The organism is Vreelandella zhuhanensis (assembly GCF_009793355.1).
Taxonomy (GTDB): domain Bacteria; phylum Pseudomonadota; class Gammaproteobacteria; order Pseudomonadales; family Halomonadaceae; genus Vreelandella; species Vreelandella zhuhanensis.
Genome location: NZ_WTKP01000001.1, coordinates 398976 through 419674, shown reverse-complemented (window position 1 = coordinate 419674; position 20699 = coordinate 398976). Strand labels below are relative to the sequence as shown.

Annotated in this window: 17 protein-coding genes, 4 tRNA genes and 1 pseudogene; 15 read left to right on the top strand and 7 right to left on the bottom strand. The window is 55.3% G+C overall.

The features are described from left to right. Positions 1 to 17 precede the first annotated feature (17 nt). Positions 18 to 1028 carry a patatin-like phospholipase family protein gene (locus GPM19_RS01900; RefSeq protein ID WP_160417169.1) on the top strand — a complete coding sequence of 337 codons (1011 nt, stop codon included), beginning with the start codon at positions 18 to 20 and terminating at the stop codon, positions 1026 to 1028. A 3-nt stretch (positions 1029 to 1031) separates the two neighbouring features. Here the strand turns inward: GPM19_RS01900 and GPM19_RS01895 are convergent, their stop codons facing one another. Beyond that, complete coding sequence (locus GPM19_RS01895) at positions 1032 to 1601, bottom strand: Smr/MutS family protein (protein WP_160417168.1); 570 nt, start codon at positions 1599 to 1601, stop codon at positions 1032 to 1034. Between the two features lie 321 nt (positions 1602 to 1922). On the opposite strand from GPM19_RS01895, the gene prmB reads away from it, so the two are divergent. The 5 genes and pseudogenes from prmB to phaC form a co-directional block, all read left to right on the top strand. Further along, on the top strand, positions 1923 to 2870 hold the full coding sequence (gene prmB / locus GPM19_RS01890; protein ID WP_160417276.1) for a 50S ribosomal protein L3 N(5)-glutamine methyltransferase: 948 nt from the start codon (positions 1923 to 1925) through the stop codon (positions 2868 to 2870). Between the two features lie 5 nt (positions 2871 to 2875). Further along, positions 2876 to 3973, top strand: coding sequence for a chorismate synthase (gene aroC / locus GPM19_RS01885; RefSeq protein WP_160417167.1), 1098 nt, complete (start codon positions 2876 to 2878; stop codon positions 3971 to 3973). Between the two features lie 66 nt (positions 3974 to 4039). Continuing rightward, positions 4040 to 4516, top strand: coding sequence for a hypothetical protein (locus GPM19_RS01880; RefSeq protein ID WP_160417166.1), 477 nt, complete (start codon positions 4040 to 4042; stop codon positions 4514 to 4516). Positions 4517 to 4790: 274 nt separating this feature from the next. Next, positions 4791 to 5237 carry a phasin family protein gene (locus GPM19_RS01875; RefSeq protein ID WP_160417165.1) on the top strand — a complete coding sequence of 149 codons (447 nt, stop codon included), beginning with the start codon at positions 4791 to 4793 and terminating at the stop codon, positions 5235 to 5237. 132 nt (positions 5238 to 5369) lie between these two features. Next, a pseudogene (gene phaC, locus GPM19_RS01870) lies at positions 5370 to 7190 on the top strand (class I poly(R)-hydroxyalkanoic acid synthase); the annotation flags it as partial. Between the two features lie 515 nt (positions 7191 to 7705). Here phaC and lnt read toward each other — a convergent pair. From lnt to miaB, 5 genes are all read right to left on the bottom strand, one after another. After that, the gene (lnt, locus tag GPM19_RS01865) at positions 7706 to 9235 is read right to left on the bottom strand and encodes an apolipoprotein N-acyltransferase (protein ID WP_160417164.1); all 1530 of its coding nucleotides are present in this window, start codon (positions 9233 to 9235) and stop codon (positions 7706 to 7708) included. Positions 9236 to 9296: 61 nt separating this feature from the next. Continuing rightward, positions 9297 to 10169 (bottom strand): CorC family transporter, encoded by an 873-nt coding sequence (locus GPM19_RS01860; RefSeq protein ID WP_160417163.1) that lies wholly within the window; start codon positions 10167 to 10169, stop codon positions 9297 to 9299. 66 nt (positions 10170 to 10235) lie between these two features. Then, positions 10236 to 10787 carry an rRNA maturation RNase YbeY gene (gene ybeY, locus GPM19_RS01855; protein WP_227842051.1) on the bottom strand — a complete coding sequence of 184 codons (552 nt, stop codon included), beginning with the start codon at positions 10785 to 10787 and terminating at the stop codon, positions 10236 to 10238. Continuing rightward, a complete protein-coding gene (locus tag GPM19_RS01850) occupies positions 10784 to 11866 on the bottom strand; it encodes a PhoH family protein (RefSeq protein ID WP_160417162.1) in 1083 nt (360 codons plus the stop codon). Before GPM19_RS01850 ends, ybeY begins: the two co-directional genes overlap by 4 nt. Before the next feature lie 79 nt (positions 11867 to 11945). Continuing rightward, positions 11946 to 13289, bottom strand: coding sequence for a tRNA (N6-isopentenyl adenosine(37)-C2)-methylthiotransferase MiaB (gene miaB / locus GPM19_RS01845; protein ID WP_160417161.1), 1344 nt, complete (start codon positions 13287 to 13289; stop codon positions 11946 to 11948). Positions 13290 to 13501: 212 nt separating this feature from the next. On the opposite strand from miaB, the gene GPM19_RS01840 reads away from it, so the two are divergent. The 6 genes from GPM19_RS01840 (at position 13502) to GPM19_RS01815 (ending at position 15440) form a co-directional block, all read left to right on the top strand. Beyond that, a tRNA-Asn gene (locus tag GPM19_RS01840) sits at positions 13502 to 13577 on the top strand. Positions 13578 to 13609: 32 nt separating this feature from the next. Beyond that, a tRNA-Asn gene (locus GPM19_RS01835) sits at positions 13610 to 13685 on the top strand. 57 nt (positions 13686 to 13742) lie between these two features. Further along, a tRNA-Asn gene (locus GPM19_RS01830) sits at positions 13743 to 13818 on the top strand. Between the two features lie 57 nt (positions 13819 to 13875). After that, positions 13876 to 13951, top strand: a tRNA-Asn gene (locus GPM19_RS01825). Between the two features lie 49 nt (positions 13952 to 14000). After that, positions 14001 to 14981 carry an arsenic resistance protein gene (locus GPM19_RS01820; protein ID WP_160417160.1) on the top strand — a complete coding sequence of 327 codons (981 nt, stop codon included), beginning with the start codon at positions 14001 to 14003 and terminating at the stop codon, positions 14979 to 14981. A 90-nt stretch (positions 14982 to 15071) separates the two neighbouring features. Further along, a complete protein-coding gene (locus GPM19_RS01815) occupies positions 15072 to 15440 on the top strand; it encodes a metalloregulator ArsR/SmtB family transcription factor (RefSeq protein WP_160417159.1) in 369 nt (122 codons plus the stop codon). A gap of 19 nt (positions 15441 to 15459) precedes the next feature. On the opposite strand, the gene GPM19_RS01810 is transcribed toward GPM19_RS01815, so the two are convergent. Further along, positions 15460 to 16521, bottom strand: a complete 1062-nt coding sequence (locus GPM19_RS01810) for an alpha/beta hydrolase (protein ID WP_160417158.1) — start codon at positions 16519 to 16521, stop codon at positions 15460 to 15462. Between the two features lie 167 nt (positions 16522 to 16688). On the opposite strand from GPM19_RS01810, the gene GPM19_RS01805 reads away from it, so the two are divergent. The 3 genes from GPM19_RS01805 (at position 16689) to GPM19_RS01795 (ending at position 20542) form a co-directional block, all read left to right on the top strand. Further along, positions 16689 to 17972, top strand: a complete 1284-nt coding sequence (locus tag GPM19_RS01805) for an ATP-binding protein (protein ID WP_160417157.1) — start codon at positions 16689 to 16691, stop codon at positions 17970 to 17972. A 14-nt stretch (positions 17973 to 17986) separates the two neighbouring features. Next, on the top strand, positions 17987 to 20008 hold the full coding sequence (locus GPM19_RS01800) for a CocE/NonD family hydrolase (protein WP_160417156.1): 2022 nt from the start codon (positions 17987 to 17989) through the stop codon (positions 20006 to 20008). Between the two features lie 144 nt (positions 20009 to 20152). Beyond that, positions 20153 to 20542 carry a hypothetical protein gene (locus tag GPM19_RS01795; RefSeq protein WP_227842050.1) on the top strand — a complete coding sequence of 130 codons (390 nt, stop codon included), beginning with the start codon at positions 20153 to 20155 and terminating at the stop codon, positions 20540 to 20542. Positions 20543 to 20699 lie beyond the last annotated feature (157 nt).

The window sequence follows — 20699 nt, the reverse complement described above, 5'->3', positions numbered from 1 at the left end:
TTGAGCAAGGAGAGGGCATGGATAAGCTGATGGCTCCCGAAAAAGGAAATAAGGTGGCGCTGGTGTTAGGCAGTGGCGGAGCGCGCGGTTATGCCCATATCGGGGTGATTGAAGTACTCGAAGAGCGAGGCTACGAAATTATCTCCGTGGCGGGGTGTTCCATGGGGGCGTTGATAGGCGGCATCTATGCCTCGGGAAAACTGCCGGCGTATCGTGACTGGGTGTGTGGGCTGGACTATTTCGATGTCCTCAAGCTGGTGGATGTGACCTGGAGTCCCATGGGGGCCATGCGGGCCAGCAAAATAATGAACAAGCTTGAAGTCTTGGTGGGTGATGTCTTGATTGAAGACTTGCCTATACCGGTGACCACGGTAGCCACGGATCTGGTCCGTCAGCGCGAAGTCTGGTTTCAAAGCGGGCCTTTGTTGCGTGCCATTCGCGCCTCGATTGCTGTGCCTGGCGTGATTACGCCGGTACATCTGGGCGACCAGGTGTTGGTGGACGGCGGGCTGCTCAACCCCCTTCCCATGATGCCGGTGGGGGCCGCTCATGCAGCGGACTTTGTAGTAGCGGTCAACGTCACGGCACATACTCCACAGCCGGTGATGCTGGAAGATCTGTTGCCGGATACCGACTCCCTGGCCAGCGAAGCCGAGCTTGAAAAAATGCGCCCCGTTGGGGGCTGGGTGAACGATGCCCGGGAAGCCACTAAACGATTATGGGAAGGGTTTGGAGGCAATGGGGGATCCCAAGATAAAGGCGAAGTCGGCAAAGAGGAAGCGCCGGAAGCTCGCAGCAAACGCGAGTGGAGCAAGCTGGCAATGATTCTTGAGTCATTTGATGTCACCCAGGCGGCGTTGGCCAAGTACAAGGTGGCCGGCTATTCCCCGGACATGCTGATTGAAATACCCAGGACGGTATGTGGCGCTTATGAGTTTCATCGCGCGAATGAGCTGATACGGTTGGGGCGTCATTTGACCGAACAGGGGCTTTCACGGCACATGCCGAAAGGGAAGGTAACATCTTGAAAGTTAGCGTCCCGGCTTGCGCAGTAATACATAAACCGCGCCGGTGCCGCCGTCCATGTCGATGGCGGAGCAGAAAGCCAGTACGCCGGGCCATTCGCGCAGCCAGGTATTGGTATGGCTTTTAAGTACCGGATAATCGGCAGTGGTGCCCCATGCCTTGCCGTGCACCACCAGTACGCAGCGTAATCCTTGCCCCGCTGATTCACGCAGGAAGCTTTCCAGCTCGATACGCGCTTCTTCCAGGGTATAGCCGTGCAGGTCGAGCCCCGCTTGCCAGGCAGTCTGGCCGCGCTTGAGTTGGCTTAACGTACGCCAGGGCAGGTCGGGTACACTGAATTCCAGGTATTCCGAAGGTCGTACGGCTTCCACCCGGCCATCTGAGGTGCGGCCGTTGGCCTGAAGCGTATTGGCTTCGACAGCAGCTTGGCGGCGCACGGCATGTGCCGAGCTATCTTTTCTTGGCTTGCCCGGGTCGGCACGGTTGGAAGGCAAGCGACGCACCCCGGCGGCTTGTAATGCCTGGCGAAAGGCATTGATCTCATCATCGTCGGGTAAAGGGGGGCGGCGTGTCATGGCAGGCTCTGGTGTAATGATTGAAGTGTCAGTGGTTCGGTCAAGTTTGTGACAAACGTGAGCGTATTGGCTCGCTAAGTCCTTCAGTCAAGTGCTTCAGTATAGCGGGCTGAGCGTAGCTGTGAACCGGGCAGCGTGAAAGGTACAATCATTGCAACCCTCATCGTTCATCTCCCCTTGGGGGAGCGAGCATCCACTTTCGACTTTTGCAATGCAGGATATCCCGTGGCCGCGCCTTCCGATTCTATTTCTTCCGGTTCTATTTCTTCCGATTCTGTCTCTTCCAGTACCGATGCTAATGCTGAACCTTGTAACGCCGGCATGTCCGCCGCCTCCACGTTGAACCTGGACGAGGCTGACATCACCAGTGACTTGATTACCCTGCGAGATTACCTGCGCTGGCTCGCCAGCGAGTTTCATCTGGCCGGCTTGCATTACGGCCATGGGACAGCCTCGGCCTGGGATGAAGCGGTAGCATTGACCCTGGGGGCGCTGCACTTGCCCTGGAATGTCGACCCGGCGGTGCTGGAAGCTCGCCTGTTGATGACGGAGCGTCGGCGGATCGTGACACTGGCGCGAGAGCGTATCACTAGTCGGCGTCCTTTGCCGTATCTACTCGGGGAAGCGTTTTTCGCCGGCTTCCCGTTTGATGTGGATGAGCGCGTGCTGATTCCGCGCTCACCCATCGCCGAGCTGATCGAAGACGGTTTCGAAGCCTGGTTTCCTGAGGAACCACCGGCTCGGATGCTGGACCTGTGTACCGGCTCGGGCTGCATCGGTATCGCCACGGCCTTGCATCTGCCTGGTTGCGAAGTGGACCTGGCCGATATCAGCCAGGAGGCATTGGCCGTGGCTCGTCGCAATATCACCCGCCACGCTGTGGGAGAAAGAGTCAGAGCGGTGACGTCGGATGTTTTTTCGGGGCTGGAAGGGCAACGTTACGACCTGATTGTCTCCAACCCGCCCTATGTCGATGCGCGTGATTTGCGAACCATGCCGGCGGAATTTCAACACGAGCCGGCATTGGCATTGGGTGCTGGCAACGACGGACTGGATATCGTGCGGCGTATTTTGCGTGAAGCACCCGAATATCTTACCGAGAATGGCTGGCTGATCGTTGAGGTCGGCAACTCCGATCACCACCTGGAGGCCGCCTTCCCCGAGGTGCCTTTCATGTGGCTGGAATTCGAGCGTGGCGGCCAAGGCGTATTTGCCTTGAGCGCCGCTGAACTCGACGCCCATGCGGCGTCTTTCACACAAGGAAAATAACCCAGATGTCAGGCAATACCTTCGGCAAGTTGTTTACGGTGACTACATTTGGCGAAAGCCATGGTCCGGCACTGGGAGCCATTGTGGATGGCTGCCCACCAGGGCTGGAATTGAGTGAAGCCGATCTGCAACACGATCTCGATCGTCGTCGTCCGGGTAGCTCACGCCACACCACTCAACGCAAGGAACCGGATCAAGTACGTATTCTTTCCGGGGTGTTCGAAGGCGTTACCACCGGCTGCCCGATTGGTCTGTTGATCGAGAATACCGACCAGCGCTCCAAGGACTACTCCAAGATCAAGGACCAGTTCCGCCCGGCGCATGCCGACTATACCTACCATCATAAATATGGGGTTCGCGATTATCGTGGAGGAGGCCGCTCCAGCGCTCGGGAAACCGCCATGCGTGTTGCCGCCGGTGCCATTGCCAAGAAATACCTGGCCGCCAAAGGAATTCAGGTGCGTGGCTACATGAGCCAACTCGGCCCCCTGCCTATCGAATTCAAGAGCTGGGAGGCGGTGCAGAACAATGCTTTCTTCTGTCCTGACCCGGAAAAAATCGCGGAACTTGAAGCCTTCATGGATCAGCTGCGCCGCGACCAGGACTCGGTGGGTGCGGAAATTACCGTGATTGCCGAGGGGGTGCCGGTGGGGCTGGGTGAGCCGGTATTCGATCGTCTGGATGCTGATCTGGCACACGGCTTGATGAGCATCAATGCGGTAAAAGGGGTGGAAGTAGGGGCCGGGTTTGCCTGCGTCAGCCAACGAGGAAGTGAGCACCGTGATGAAATGACCCCGGATGGATTTCTTTCCAATCATGCGGGTGGGGTATTGGGTGGAATTTCCACGGGACAATCCCTCATTGCAAGATTAGCGCTCAAGCCTACTTCCAGCATCACCACGCCGGGCCGTTCGATCGATGTGCACGGTCAGGCGATAGACGTGATAACCAAAGGCCGCCACGACCCTTGCGTAGGAATTCGTGCCACACCGATTGCCGAAGCGATGATGGCGCTTACGTTGATGGACCACTGGTTGCGTCATCGAGCTCAAAATGCTGAGGTAAGCGTGGATACGCCGCGTTTGGAACAGTACTCGAGATAGTAGCGAGCCAACTTTCGTTGTTAGCGGATACTGCTACACTTTGATTATAGGTTTAAGGAGCTGGCCATGAAGATCAACGTTGAGTTCGATCTCACTCCTGATGAGTTTCGTCAGGCCTTGGGACTGCCGAATGTGGAAGCATTTCAGCAAAGCCTACTGGAGCAGATCCAGCAACAAATGGAATCGGGAGTGGAAGGTTACGACCCGATGACTTTGATGAGGCCTTTCATGCAACAGCCCGCGTTGCAGCAGGGTCTGTCTCAAGGAATGACCAACTTTGGCACCTACCAACAGATGATGATGGATATGCTGAAAAAGGCAGGAGCGAGCAGCTATGGCTCAAAGGCTGAGAGCTCCGATAATGAAAATCCCGATGCGCAAAGCAGGCAAACCTCTGGCCATACCTCCCGGGATTCTTCAACCGACAGGAGTTCATCCACCGAAAGTGGCGGTACGGAAAGTGCTAGTGGCGCGCACAATGCCAAGGCCAATGAAAAACCTAAGCCGGCAGCGGCATCATCGCGTAGTAAGCGAAACCCCTGAACCGAGAAAGACTGACGAAAGTGTAGACAAAGTAAACCTTAGCGCTATTGCAAAGTCTTAGGTGACACACTAATCTTTTTGCGGTGCAGCAAGTCGCTTGGTTGCAATATTTTCAAGAGCGGGATTTTCAAGAGCGGGCTTGTTGTCAAGGATGAGCGTTAAGAACGACTGTCAATAACGAGTTTCGATGATAGGGGCTGAGTGATTGGCCTTGAATATTGCCAGCTACTAGAGGTTGGCAGATGGTAATATTGATAATAAAGAAGGAGCCACCATGCAAGATAAAATGACGGAAGCATTCAACAACCAGACACGCCAGCTATTCGAGCCGATGCGTAAGCTCAATTCGCTGATGCTCAATAACATGGAAAAAATGACCCAGTACCAGCTGGAATCCATGAAACGTTACAGCCAAATGGGTACGGAGCGTATTCGTAGTGCCACGGAAATTGAAGATGCCGAAAGCATGCGCGACTTTGGCACGCGTCAGGCAGAAATGATGAATGAGCTTTCCCAGCAGATGCAGGAAGATGCTCGCGCCATGGGCGAAATGAGCCTTCAGTTCAAATCTGAAATGGAAAAACTGTTCAGTGAGGCGGGTCAGAAAATGACTGATCAAGCCAATGCTGCCGCCAAAGGGGAGCAAGCCGGTAAAAGCGAACAGCCTGCCAAAAGTGAACAGCCCGCCAAGTCCACCAGCCAAGGCTCACGCAAGAGTTGAGCCATGAAACAATGCGCGGCGCATGCATAAAGCGCCGCGCATTGTTTCATGTTGATGACAGGTTATGCGAATGACAGGTCAGGTTGCCTCGGCGTAATACCGCACGCCATGACATGCTAGGGGAGATAGGGTATGCAGCCAGGGTGGGATACTGCATCACAGGCTGATTTAATCGCCTGGAATGTACAGCTCAAAGAAATTGGTGAGCAATATCAAGGTTTAATGCAGGATTTTCTGACCCGAATGGAGCCTAATCAAGGTGATAGTTCCGTTCTCAAGGACATGCGTGAGAGCTTCAAGGCCGGTGCTTACTCTTTGATGCAAAATCCCGTGCTGTTATGGCAAACCCAGGCTCGTCTGGCACAGGATCAGTGGTTGCTATGGCAGCAGAGCATGCGGGCGATGGCGGGTGAAGAGGTCGAGCCGTTGATAACTCCGGCCAAGGGTGATCGTCGCTTCAATGATGAGGCATGGGTGAAAGACCCTCAGTATCTGGCGATCATGCAGCAATATCTGTTGTTTTCTCGAACCGTCGAAGAACTGATCAAGAAGCTGGATGGTCTGGACGACAAGCAAAAGCGCGACTTGGAGTTTTATGCGCGCCAATTGGTCAATGCTGTGGCGCCGACCAATTTCGTCACGACCAATCCCGAAGTCATGCGGCTTACCATGGAAACGCGGGGACAGAACCTGATTGATGGGCTGACACGCTTACGCGAGGATCTGGCCAATTCCGCAGCCGGAATCAATGTGAGTATGACTGACCGCGAGGCGTTCAAGATCGGCGATAATATTGCCGTGACGCCCGGGGCGGTGGTGTATGAAAATGAACTTATCCAGCTGATTCAATATACGCCGACCACGGAAAAAACGTTCAAGACGCCGCTACTGATCGTGCCGCCCTGGATCAACAAGTATTACATTCTCGACCTGCGCCAAGACAACTCCTTGGTCAAGTGGATGGTCGAGCAAGGTCACACGGTATTTTTGATTTCCTGGCGTAACCCTGGCCCCGAGCAGCGTGACCTCACCTGGGCTGATTACATGCAAATGGGCCTGATTGAGTCCATTGAGGCGATTGAGAAAGCCACCGGTGAAAAGTCAGTAAATCTTCTTAGTTATTGTATCGGGGGCACATTAGCGGCTTCCGCCTTGGCGTATCTGACCAGTACCCGTAGAGGAAGAAAAGTTAAGTCAGTGACTTACATGGCCACGTTGCAGGACTTTCGTGACCCGGGTGAGCTCGGGGTCTTCCTCAATGAAAGGGCCTTGAGTGGCATCGAGAAAACCTTGGAGGAGAAGGGCTATCTGGATGGACGCTCGATGGCGTATACCTTCAACCTGTTGCGTGAAAATGACTTGTTCTGGTCGTTTTATGTAATGAATTACTTGAAAGGTAAAAAGCCCGCGGCCTTTGACCTCCTGTATTGGAACACCGACGGCACCAACTTGCCGGCAGGTACCCATGCCTGGTATCTGCGCCATATGTATCTGGAAAATCGATTGGTACAGCCGGACGGGATCGAGCTTGATGGGGTCAAGATAGACCTGCGCAAGATTTCCACGCCAAGCTATTTTGTATCGACGAAAGAAGACCATATTGCCCGTTGGAACAGTACCTATTACGGTGCCTTGTTGCCCAAGGGCCCGACTACCTTTGTGCTGGGAGGCTCCGGGCACATTGCGGGCATCGTCAATCCGCCCCACAAGAACAAGTACGGCTTCTGGACCAATGACGAATTGCCCGAGTCTCACGAGACCTGGCTGGAAAATGCTGACTTCAACGAAGGGTCCTGGTGGCCGCACTGGCAGCAGTGGGTAACCTCGAATGGCTATGCCGACCCGGAGAAAATGGTGCCGGCTCGTCAGCCTGGTGAAGGCGAACTGGCTATCATCGAGCCGGCACCTGGCCGCTATGTGCAGCAGACTATTCCTGAAGTGCTGGGAGAAGTCGTAAAGGAAGAAGCGCCGGCAAAAGCTCAGCAGCCAACTGAGGAGAAAAAGGCAGCATCTTCGCAGTCCATGTCCAGTGAGCGGTCTTCCTCGCCACACAAGCAAGAAGCTCAAGAAAAGAAGAATCTGGCTAGTGAAAAACCAACGCCAGTTGCAGACAAGCCGGATATGAAAAAAGCCACTGCAAAAAAGCCGAGTACTGAAAAGCAGGGTGCAAAAAAGCCGATTACTGAAAAGCAGGGTGCCGAAAAGCCGAGTACTGAAAAGCAGGGTACCGAAAAGCCGAGTACTGAAAAGCAGGGTACCGAAAAGCCGAGTACTGAAAAGCAGGGTACCGAAAAGCCGAGTACTGAAAAGCAGGGTACCGAAAAGCCGAGTACTGAAAAGCAAAGTCCTGAAAAGCCGAGTACTGAAAAACCAGATATCGAAAAGTAGAAATGCCAACTTGGTAAATGAAAAAGGGCGATTTTTATCGCCCTTTTCATTTTTTGATACTGGATTTCAAATGCCGGATTTCAGGTCTTGCGCTTGACGAGCTTTTTGCCCTCGAAAAAAGCAAGGCTCGGTATCATCATGAGGGTGGCCAGTAGCCACACTGGCCAGCTGCCCAGCCGAGTAAACGGCGTCATGCCGTGCATGGCATGAATATCGCCGACCAGGACGGTGGTTTCAAACTGCGGTGCCCGTGTCACGAGCTCGCCCTGGGGATCGATAATGGCGGTGATGCCGTTGCTGGTGGCACGAATAACGTAACGTCCGTTTTCCAAGGCTCTCAAACGGGCCATCTGAAGGTGTTGAAGTGGACCGATAGAGGCGCCGAACCAGGTGTCATTGGAGACCGTGACCAGTACGTTACTGTCACGTGCACGATTGGCAACCAGTTGTGGATAAATAATTTCATAACAAATCGCATTGCCCAGTTTGAGGCCGGCAGCCTGCATGGGGGGTTGGTCGGTATCGCCAGCGGTGAAGCTCGACATGGGCAAATCGAAAAAATCAATCGCACCACGCAGCACGCTTTCCAGCGGCAGGTATTCACCAAAAGGCACAAGATGCTCTTTTTGGTAACTGCCTTGCGTATTGCCCACACCGATCATGCTGTTGTAGTAACGCCCCTCTGCGTTGCGCTGAACGATTCCGGTCACCAGTGCCGTTTCCGAAGCAAGGTTGGCCTGCACCCGTTCGAGTACCGGTCGTGCCTGGGTCTCCATCATGGGTAAGGCGGTTTCCGGCCATAGGATCAAGTCGATGTCGTCATCAAGGTCGCGGGTCAAGTCACTGTAGGTATTGGCGGCGACACGCTGGCCTTCCGAGGTCCACTTGATCAGCTGAGGCAAGTTGCCTTGGAGCAGGGCGACACGGACGGGCTCAGGGCCGGGTGTGGTCCACTGGCTGGGCAAGGCGAAAGGCACAAGCCATATTGCCGCCAAGGGCGCCAGAGCCCACCAGCGTGCTCGAAGCAGCTCGACGCCTAAGGCACCGCTGAGGGCGACCAGCAAAGAAAGCAGGTAAACGCCACCTACCGGCGCCCAGGGAGCGAGCGGAGAATCCACGAGCCCGGTGCCCAGCAGCAGCCAAGGAAAACCGGTAAACAGGTAAGTACGCAGGACCTCGCCTAGCACCCAGGCCCCGGCAAAAGATAGCACCGCCCAGCGTGGGCGGGTCAGGCGGCGATACAGCCAGAACGTGGCCGCGAAGAACAAGGCCAGACAACCCACGAAGAGCAGAGTGAGAAATACCGCCAACGGCACTCCGGTATAACCGTAATCATGGATCGAGACATAGACCCAGGATGCCCCGGAACCAAACAGTGCCACGCCATATAACCACCCTTTGAAAGCGGCCTGGCCGGGAGTGAGGTTATGCACACCGGCATACATCAGCCCAGCAGCAACAGGTGCCAGCCACCACAGCTCGAAAGGCGAAGCGGTCAGGGTGGTGAAGCCTCCAGCTATCAAGGCCGCAACATAGTTGAGCACTTGGCTAAGGCCGGGGTTAAGACCGCGGGAGTCAAACGAAGTGAAAAAAGCAGCAGTGCGCGACATGTGCCTCCATACCAGACGTTACGTGGGTAAGCGGTGAGTTGTTAGCTGCTCATCGAAAGGACTAATCTTCGCGTTGAGAGGAGGAGTCACGCTGCGCTTCGAGAAGCCGGATTCGGCGGTTATCGGCATTGAGAACGGTAAAATGCCAACCCCCGAAGGAAGCATGTTCGTCGCGGCGGGGAAGGTGGCCGAATTGCTGCATGACCAGACCGCCGAGGGTATCAAACTCGTCATCGGAAAAGTTGGTGCCGAAACGTTCGTTGAAGTCCTCGATCGGGGTCAAGGCACGAATGGCGTAGCGGCCGTTCTCCAGTTCACGAATATCTTCTTCTTCATCGATATCGTGCTCATCTTCAATATCGCCCACGATCTGTTCCAGAATATCCTCGATGGTGATGATACCGGCAGTCCCACCGTATTCATCCACCACGATAGCCATGTGATTGTGCGTGTCACGAAACTCCTTGAGCAAGCTATTCAGGCGCTTGGACTCAGGAATGAACATGGCCGGACGAATCACATCGGATAGCTGAAAGTTATCGCGCTGTTCCTGGGTCTGGGAAAGCAACGGCAAGAGATCCTTGACCAGCAGAATCCCTTTGATGTCATCGAGGTTTTCACCGATAACCGGGTAACGTGAATGTCCGGTTTCATGAATCAGCGGAAGATAGCCATCGCTGGTTTGATCCAGGGCGATAGCATTGACCTGTGAGCGGGGTATCAGAATTTCACGCACCTGTTGGTCGCTGATCTGCAGGGCACCTTCGATGATCATCATGGCATCCTGGTCAAGCTTCAACCGACTGGCGGTGTGGCGAAGGAACTCCATCAGTTCATCGCGAGAACTGGGTTCTTCGTTGTCTCCGGTAAGGGCGCCAAAGAATTTTTCGAGCCAGGATTTTTGCGTTAAATTGCTCGATCGGTCTTCGCTCATGCGTCGGTTCTCTTGTCTTTGTCTGCGTGCGTGCGAGTCATGGACTGGAGCGCTGGAATACGCCTCTCAGTGGCTTGGGTCGTCAGGAGGGAAACTCCCGCCATCCTCGGCGGTATAAGGATCTGGAATTCCCAATGTAGCCAAAATATCGCGTTCCTGCTGTTCCATGATCTCGGCTTGATCATCTTCAATATGATCGTAGCCCAGTAAATGCAAGGTGCCATGAATCACCATGTGCGCGTAATGGTGTACCGGCGTCTTGTGTTGTTCACTTGCTTCACGATTCACTATGGCAGGGCAAATCACCAGATCCCCAAGCAACGGCAAATCAATCTCCGGTGGGCTTTCAAACGGGAAGGAGAGAACGTTGGTGGGTTTGTTTCTGCCACGATAGGTGTGGTTAAGTTCACGGCTCTCATCGTCTTCGACAAAACGGATGGTCAGTTCGCCGCGTAGCTCGTCAGGATGCTGCTGCAGCACAGCGCTCACCCAATGGGTGAGCTGATTTTCAGTGGGCAGTGCCGAGGCAGGTGGTTGCTCAGCACAAGCAATTTGACGATCCACTACGATTTCGCGGTCCACTGCGTCCGTATTCTCCCTTGGGTCCATATCGCTCATTCGCGAGAAGCTCCGGATTGCCGGTTGTCACGCGCCTGAAGCCGTGCTTCGCGCTCTTCCCGACGAGCATCGTCGCGGGCACGTTCTTCGACTTCCTGCTGGGACTCGAACATATCGTAGGCTTCGATGATGCGTTGCACCAAGGGGTGGCGTACCACATCCTTGGCGGCAAAATGCGTCACCCCGATGCCTGGGGTGCCTTTGAGCACATCAAGCACCTGAATGAGCCCTGAACGCTGGCCACGCGGCAAGTCGACCTGGGTGACATCACCGGTGATCACCGCTGTGGAGCCGAAACCGATCCGCGTCAGAAACATCTTCATCTGCTCGGGAGTGGTGTTCTGACTCTCGTCCAGAATGATAAAGGCGTTGTTGAGCGTGCGCCCGCGCATATAAGCAAGAGGAGCAATTTCGATAACTTGCCGTTCGATCAGTTTGGCGACTTGCTCAAAGCCGATCATTTCGTACAGGGCGTCATACAGCGGACGCAGGTAAGGATCGATCTTCTGGGCCAGATCGCCGGGCAAAAAACCCAGTTTTTCGCCGGCTTCCACCGCCGGGCGAACCAGAAGAATACGCCGTACTTCCTGTTGATTGAGAGATTCCACAGCAGCGGCAACGGCCAGGTAGGTCTTGCCGGTGCCGGCGGGCCCGATACCGAAATTGATGTCGTGAGCCCGGATACTTTGCACGTAACGCTGCTGATTGAGACCACGCGGCTTGATCATGGTTCTCGGGGTACGCAGCACCACTTCATCGCTATCTTCCGGGGTCTCTTCATCGTCCAGAGCTTCAAGGCCGGATTCCTGTAAAAACAGGTGAACGGTGTCGGGTGAAAGTTCCTCGGCGCCCGTTTCGCGATAGAGGTGCTCAAGGACGTTGGCCGCAGCCTTGATACGATTGGCGGGACCCGCTAGTTGAAAAATGTTGCCGCGGTTGCGTAGTGTGACATCCAAGCGGCTTTCAATCAGCTTGAGATGCTCGTCCTGCTGGCCGCATAGCCCGGCAAGACGCTGGGGATCGTTGGGCTCAAGGCTCAGGGTAATAATGCGGTTGGCCTGGGTAGATGGCTGGCTCAAGACAAGGAAACCCGTAAGTTGGTGTATGTGACACTCAGCTTACTGCCCCGGCGGGTGCCGGGGCAATCATGCTGATTGATCAATAGCGCTCAGGAGAGGCAAGCTCACCACGCAATGAGTTGGGCAACGCCTCGGTGATTTGCACATCGACAAAATAACCGATCATTTCGGTCGGGTTGGCGGCGCGAAAATTGACCACGCGGTTGTTTTCCGTGCGTCCGGAAAGCTGCCCCGGATCGCGTGGAGAAAAGCCACTCACCAGTACGCGCTGGGTACTACCCACCATGCGCCGGCTGATCTGCATGCTTTGCTGAATAATTCGGTCCTGCAGAATCGCCAGGCGCTGCTTCTTGACGCTTTCCGGGGTGTCGTCCGGTAATGCCGCCGCCGGCGTGCCGGGGCGTGCGGAATACACGAAGCTGAAGGAGTGATCGAAACCGATACGGTGGATCAGGTCCATGGTCGCTTCGAAATCTTCTTCGGTTTCCCCGGGAAAGCCGATGATGAAGTCCGATGAAAAGCTGATATCCGGGCGTTGCTCGCGGATACGCTCCATCTTGTCGACGTATTCTTCAGTGGTGTGGCCGCGCTTCATTGCGCTGAGGATACGGTCGGAGCCGGATTGCACCGGCAGATGCAAGTGGCCGACCAGTTCGGGGATCTCGCCATAAGCGTCTATCAGACTGTCGGTGAACTCCACCGGGTGAGAGGTGGTGAAGCGTACCCGGTCGATGCCATCAACGGCGGCGACGCAAGCAATCAATTCGGCAAGGTCGATTTCGTCACCGACAAGGTTTTCGCCGCAATAGGCATTCACGTTCTGGCCCAGAAGATTGATCTCGCGCACGCCCTGGTCAGCCAGGTGAATGACTTCATCCATCACGGCTTCAAAGGGGCGAGAGACTTCTTCCCCGCGGGTATAGGGCACCACGCAGAAGGTGCAATACTTGGAACAGCCTTCCATCACCGAGACGAATGCCGTGGCTCCATCGGAAGAGGGCTTGGGCAAGTGATCGAATTTTTCGATCTCGGGGAAGGTGACATCCACGGCGGCAATTTGATTATTGCGCCGAGCATCGAGCATCGAAGGCACTCGGTGCAGGGTTTGCGGGCCGAAGACCATATCCACGTGAGGGGCGCGCTTGCGCAGTGCCTCGCCTTCCTGGCTGGCCACGCAGCCGCCCACACCGATTACTAGATCCGGATTGGCGTCCTTGAGCTTTTTCCAGCGCCCTAGTTGGTGAAAGACCTTTTCCTGGGCTTTTTCACGAATCGAGCACGTATTCAGCAGAATGACATCGGCTTCCCGCTCGTTATCGGTCAACTCAAGCTGATGGGATACGCCGAGTAGATCCGCCATACGGGAGGAATCGTACTCGTTCATTTGGCAGCCGTGCGTTTTGATGAAGAGCTTCTTCGCCATCGGTACCTGTCGTCTGTGAGTCGTCAAAGGACGAGTGATGAATTTGCCTGCTTTTGGCAGCAGGCCGTCAACCAGGATTCGGGTGGCTTTTCGCCACTGATATGGAGATGCGCTATTATACGGACAGGGGCGATAGGGGGCCAGCATTCGAGGTCAATGAGGCTTGACCTCCAGGCTACAATACGTATACTACGCACCGTGCTTAAGGCAGATCCCCGATAGCTCAGTTGGTAGAGCAAATGACTGTTAATCATTGGGTCGCAGGTTCGAGTCCTGCTCGGGGAGCCAATTTCAACAGCACATGATGCGGATTCCATTGTTCCTCGATAGCTCAGTTGGTAGAGCAAATGACTGTTAATCATTGGGTCGCAGGTTCGAGTCCTGCTCGAGGAGCCAAGCACCGCATTTTTCTGCAAGTCGCTTAACAGCAAGTCTAGTTCACGTCAGCATAATTCCTCGATAGCTCAGTTGGTAGAGCAAATGACTGTTAATCATTGGGTCGCAGGTTCGAGTCCTGCTCGAGGAGCCAAGCACCGCATTTTTCTGCAAGTCGCTTAACAGCAAGTCTAGTTCACGTCAGCATAATTCCTCGATAGCTCAGTTGGTAGAGCAAATGACTGTTAATCATTGGGTCGCAGGTTCGAGTCCTGCTCGAGGAGCCAACGTGACATGTACGTCCCTTTCTGTGGCTAATCCCGCTTTTCTGATGTGATGCCTCTGGCGCTTCTCGAACGTTACCAAGTTATCGTTTACCTTCTCGCGATTGCCGTCGGGCTGTCCCTTGGTGCTGTCTTTCAGGTGCCTGACGCTTTTGATGCTTTGTTATGGCCGTTACTGGCTGCCTTGCTCTACATTACCTTTAGCCAAATCCCCTTGATTCGATTGGCCGCTGCCTTCAGGGACCGCAATTTTTTCGCGGCCGCTCTGGTGGGCAATTTTGTGTGCCTGCCATTCGTGGTTGCGGCACTTTTTTGGCTGGTGCCGGACGACCCCGCCTTGCGCCTGGGTGTTGGGCTGGTGTTGCTGGTGCCTTGCACCGACTGGTTCATAACGTTCAGCCAGTTGGGCGGCGGGGATACCCGGCATGCGATTGCCTTCGCCCCCTTGAGTCTCTTGCTTCAGCTGATGTTGCTACCATTTTACCTGGGATGGTTAGTCGGGAGCGATATTGCGTTGGACCTCGCCCTGGCAGACACCTTTCAAGCATTTGCGCTAGTGATCCTGGTGCCCCTGGGGTTGGCGTTCCTGACTCAGTGCTGGGCGGCGGCTGGACGACACCCTGAACGAAGCGCTGAACGAGCAAAATGGTTGACACGGCTGGGGTGGCTGCCGGTACCGCTGCTGGGGACGGTGGTGGGAATCATCGCCTTGACGCAGGTGAATACTGTCCTGGAAGCAACGACACAGCTACCTCGCTTGGCGCTGGTTTTCAGCCTCTTCTTGCTGGGAGCCGGGTTTCTTGCGAGGGGCTTGGCGTGGCTTTTTCGCTTACCTGTCGCGCAGGGACGCGTGCTGGCGTTCAGCTTGGGGACGCGCAATTCCTTCGTGGTGTTACCCATCGCCCTGGCCTTGCCTGCGGGGTTCGAAATGACCGTGATCGTGGTGGTGTTTCAATCGTTGGTCGAATTGCTTGGCATGGTGGGATACCTTTATTGGGTGCCGAAAAAGCTGTTTCCGAAACCCTGTAAATAAATTTCAAGTGACTGACGATAGATAACGGTCAAGTGACTACCGAGCCGTGGCCGCTTCGCGTAGATTATCGTTTCTGGCTGTTGACCCTTGATGAGGCAGGAGAATCCCCGCGTGGTAACCACTTTCCGTTTTTTTAAATGCCTGAGCGACGAAACTCGCTTGATGCTGACCTTGTTGATTCGTCACGAAGAGCAGCTATGCGTCTGTGAAATGACCCACGTGCTGCAGGAGTCCCAGCCTAAGGTCTCGCGGCATCTTGCGCAGTTGCGCAACTGCGGCCTGTTGCTCGATGAACGCGAAGGGCAGTGGGTGTATTACCGCCTAGCCCCCGATCTGCCCGGCTGGGCCCATACGGTTCTGGAGGCCGCCGCGACAAGCGAGAAGGACAGGCTTTCCCAGCTACAAGCGCGACTTGGCAAGATGGGCAGCCGCCCTGAGCGGCGTGCTGCCTTGTGTTGAATGCGAATTCACTCGCTAATCAATTCTCGCATAGTGCTTGATAGGCTTCGTCCTGGGTCACTTCATGGCCAGAGGGCAGTGAGGCCTCGGGGTTTAGCAACCAGGCAAGCATATCCATCTCGGTACGCTCGCGCTGGGTGTAGCGCGTCAGCATATGATAACCCTCAGGATAAAATGCGATCCGAAACCCGTCTCGCTCCGGTAGCTGGGCGAGAAGAGCGCAGATCGCTTGCGGTGGAATGATGTCATCGGCGTCACCGTAAAGAATCAGGGCCGGAGGAGGTAGGTCCGATGCGCGCTTGAGCGCTTTATCCATGGTGTGGGTTAGCCCATGCAATGTATCGACGCGGGCATGGCGCAGTATCAGTGGATCTTCAGCCAGCTTGCGCTTGATTTCGGGGTCGTCGGTGGGCTCGATACCCAAGTTGCGTACCCAGTCACCGGAAAAACGCATTGACGGAAATAGGCGTACGCCTAACCACAGCCCCAGGCGCTGATACCAGGGCATTGCCTCCCACCCCCAAACCGCCGGAGCAATCAAGACGCTACCCGCCACCGGCGGAGCATCGTCACGGCTCAGTGCCAGAATAGTCACCGCCGCTCCCATGCTCTCACCGACCAGGTAGAGTGGAGCGTCGGGATGGCGCTTGCGTAGCAGCTCGGCAACCAGCGTGGCATCGTCAACCAGGCGTCGGTGTCCGGGCCAGATGCCCCGTTGCCGGGTAGCGCCGAAGCCGCGCTGGTCGTAAGCATAGACCTCGATCCCATGAGGCGTTAAGGCGTCGGCGAGTATCGAAAAACTACCTCCATGATCGTTGAAACCATGTATTCCCAACACCACCGCTCGTGGCTGTGTTTTTGCTTCGCCGGCACGATTTTTCTCTGTTTGCCACTTATTCGATAGATCTTCATCTGGCCAATGATGCAAGGGGAGCCGGTAGCCATCTTCAGCGATGACCTGCTGCTTTTCCATGCGCGCCTTCTCGGTACCCGGCCCGGGGTGTTGTCGAGCGATTTGCGACAAGCAACCGGCCAGGGTAATCGTTACCATTACGACGGGTATCGAGAAGAGTCGCTTCATCTTATCGCCTCTTTGTCTGGGATATGGGCCATTCACGGTCTCAGGTTAGCCAGCCTGACTTTTTCCTGCTTTGAATAGAACAGCGAAGCCGTCTACTTTTAAAATACAAGGTAAGTAGAAATATAAGCGGAAAAACTATCTGAGCTTACCAGCAGTATGGAGGCAACATGACCTGGAATGTTTTCGTAGTGGGATATGACGACTTAGGCAAGGAATTATTGCCCAATCTGCGCCATGTGGAGGACTACCATTTCCGTGGCCTATTGCCACTGGATGAAGTGGCTCATGCCGCCGAATATGATTTCGATCAGCTGGTAGCAGATGCCAGGCGGGAGCTGGAAGATTTTTCCGGCGTGGTGGATGCCATCGTGGGTTACTGGGATTTTCCTACCAGCGCCTTACTCCCGATATTGCGAGAGAACTTGGGACTACCGGGGCCCTCGCTGGAGGCAGTGTTAAAATGTGAGCATAAGTATTGGAGTCGTCTTGAGCAGTCCAAGGCTGTGCCGGACTGCGTGCCGCCGTTTCAGGCGGTCGACCCCTTCGATGAAAATGCTGTCGATACCATCGAGATTGACTATCCGTTCTGGATAAAGCCCGTGAAGGCGCACTCGTCATACCTCGGCTTTCTGATCGAAAATGCCGAGCAGCTTGAATCCGTGCTACCCACCATCCGCAAAGGTATCGGAAGTTTCGGGAAGCCGTTGAATCAGGTGATGAAATATCTCGACTTGCCTGATGACATCGCGCCGGTATCGGGGAATCAATGTATCGCCGAAGGGATTATCTCCGCTGGCTGGCAATGCACCTTGGAAGGCTTCGTGCAAAATGGCGAGATCCAGGTGACCGGAATGATTGATTCTGTGCGGAAGGGTCACCGCTCGGTGTTGCTGCGTTACGAGTATCCCTCTGCGCTTCCCGATGACGTCCAGCAACGGATCATCGACTATGCCCGGCGGGTGATTACCCAGATTGGTTACGATAACGCCCCCTTCAATATTGAATTCTACCATGACCAAGAGAATGACAAGCTCTGGCTCCTGGAGATCAATTCGCGTTTATCGCGCTCGCATGCAGCGATCTTCCAGTTAGTGGATGGTGCACCGCATTTTCAGGTGATGGTTGATCTGGGGATAGGCATCACGCCGCGCATGCCTCGCGGTGAGGGCCGCTACCCGTTGGCGGCCAAACAGATGCTGCGGGTTTTCGAGGATGGCATTGTCCGTCGAGTACCCTCGGAAGAGGAAATCGAACGGGTCAGACAAGCATTTCCGGGCACGATTTTCTCTCTCAATGTACGCGAAGGCGTGCGCCTGTCGGAGCTTTTTCACCAGGATTCTTATTCTTATGAGCTTGGGGTGCTGTTTATCGGCGCCGAGAATCGAGACGACCTGGAAGAGCGGATTGAACAGTGTCGCGATATGTTGACGTTTGATATCGAGCCGTTATAGCAGGAGAAAGCTCAATGAAAGAGGTAACTGACTTTCCCCGTCGCGTTGAGTGCCGTGACCCGGTATGGATTCCCATGAGTGACGGGGTCCAACTCAATGCGCGCCTGTGGCTACCGGAAGACGCCGATGAGCGGCCGGTGTCGGCGATTCTCGAGTATATTCCGTATCGCCTGCGCGACGGATCCGCGCGGCGAGACGCCATGCATCACCATTATTTTGCCGGGCACGGCTATGCCTCGATTCGCGTCGACTTACGGGGCAGCGGTGATTCCGGGGGCTTGCTGAAAGACGAATACCTGGAGCAGGAACTGCTCGACGGGGAGGAAATCCTTCGCTGGCTGGAAAATCAGCCCTGGTGCACCGGGCGTGTCGGAATGATCGGCATTTCCTGGGGCGGGTTCAACGGCTTGCAGCTTGCCGCCCGGCAGCCTTCCGCGCTCAAGGCGGTAGTCAGCGTCTGTTCTACCGATGATCGTTATGCCGATGATGTGCATTACATGGGGGGCTGTCTGCTGGGGGATAACCTTTCCTGGGCATCCACCATGTTCGCCTATAATTCATTGCCTCCCGACCCCTCGGTGGTCGGAGATGCCTGGCGTGAAATGTGGCATGAGCGCCTGGAGGGCAACGACCCTTGGTTGATCAACTGGCTCAAGCATCCTCACCGGGACGCTTTCTGGAAGCATGGCTCTATCTGCGAAGACTTTTCGAAGGTAGAAACGCCCGTACTGGCAGTGAGTGGCTGGGCGGACGGCTATTCGAATGCCGTCAAGCGGCTGGTAGCAAACATGCCTGGCTTATGCAAAGGGTTGATCGGGCCATGGAGCCATAAGTACCCACATCTGGGCGAGCCCGGTCCGGCTATCGGCTTCTTGCAGGAATGCCTGCGCTGGTGGGATCAATGGCTTAAGGGCGAAGAAACCGGCGTCAAGGAAGACCCGGCAGTCAGGGTCTGGATGCAGGACAGCATTCCACCCACCACCAGTTACAGCTGCCGCCCCGGTCGCTGGGTGATGGAGCCGAGCTGGCCTTCTTCTGATATTACTACTTGGCGTTTGCCGTTGGCACAAAAAGCATTGTCTCTCGACGGCACCCGAACGGATGAAAAAGCGGCGTTGACCGTACAGTCGCCGTTGAGCTGTGGGCTATTCGCTGGCAAGTGGTGCTCGTATGCGGCAGGGCCTGATTTGGCCCATGACCAGCGTGAAGAAGACGGGGGAGCCTTGATCTTTGAGAGCCCACCCTTGGAGAAGAACCTGGAAATCATGGGTGCGCCGGTATTTGAACTGGCATTTTCGGTGGATCGCCCAGTGGCCATGGTGGCGGTGCGCCTTTCCAATGTTGCCCCCGATGACAAGGCCACGCGCGTGACCTACGGCTTGCTCAACCTGACACACCGAGAAAGCCATGAGTCACCAGCACCGCTTGAGCCCGGCCGCCATTATACTGTGCGGGTCAAGTTCAATGATGTGGCTCAGGTATTTCCGGGCGGTCATCGATTGCGTCTATCGGTTTCCACCTCCTATTGGCCGCTTGCCTGGCCACCCCCCGAACATGTTCGTCTTTCGGTAATAGAACGCGATAGCACTCTGGAATTACCGGTAAGAACGCCACGGGCGGAGGATAAGCAACTGGCCTTTGAAGAAGCCGAAGCCGCTCCCACGATTCCGGCGAAGCGTCTCGAGCCCGACCATCACAACTGGTATGTGCATCGTGACTTGGCCGAGGATTCCTCTACGCTTGAAGTGATCAATGACAATGGGACCATCCGTCTGGAAGACTCGGGTCTTGAAGTGCAGACCAAAGCAGTGGAGTGCTACCGTTCGAAAGACGACGACTTCGACAGTGTGGTGGGGGAGGCACGTTGGGATCGTTCATTAAAGCGCGGTGACTGGGAGGTTAGAACCGTCACCCGGACGATACTTACCTCTAATTCGAAGGAGTTTATAGTGCATGCCACGCTGGATGCCTACGAGGGAGAGCTGCGTGTCTGTTCTCGAAACTGGGATGTCAGCATACCGCGCAAGCTGGTCTAGGTAATGCCCAGCTCATCATCAATGTTCGGCTTGCAGCGTGGCGGATTCGAGGATTTCCAGGAATAACAAGTGGGGAGGAAGTAAGCCACGTTCAAGATGTTGCCAGCGAATCAAGGTGTTAGGGTCGGCACTGTCTTGCGGATAATGAGTGATATCGCTACTCGTGGTGACTTTCAGCCGCTGGCCTTCGATGGTGAAGGGCAGGCTGATAGCGTTCGCCAAGGCTGGCAGTCGGGTGACCGCAAGCGGCGCGATGCCAAGCCGCCACGCTTTAACCCGGTCGCGGGCTGTTATCCAGTGATGTATCGCGGGCAACTGGCCAAGTTTGATGATGGCTTCACTACAGCAAGCCTCAAACTCTGGGATAGCAACGAGTGGCTATGGCACGACGTCGCCATCAAGGCGGTGCGCCAGCGCCATTTTCTTGGCACGGTGAAATCTCCCACGCTGGTTATCAACCGCCGCTGTCATCTTGCGGTGCAGATAAACGCGCCGCATGATTCGTGGGTGCATTCACTTGGTAGGTATCGCTGAAAGCTTGCTGGTGGTCGATGGCTTGATTAAATGCCTGTAATCGCTGGGGCTCATTGGATGAAAAGATGCCGGGAGCATACGAAGCCTGTGCAGTAGCGTGCATGTTTTTGCCTACTTTCCATTAAGTTGCAGGTACTGTCTAGCCTGTCGACAAAGC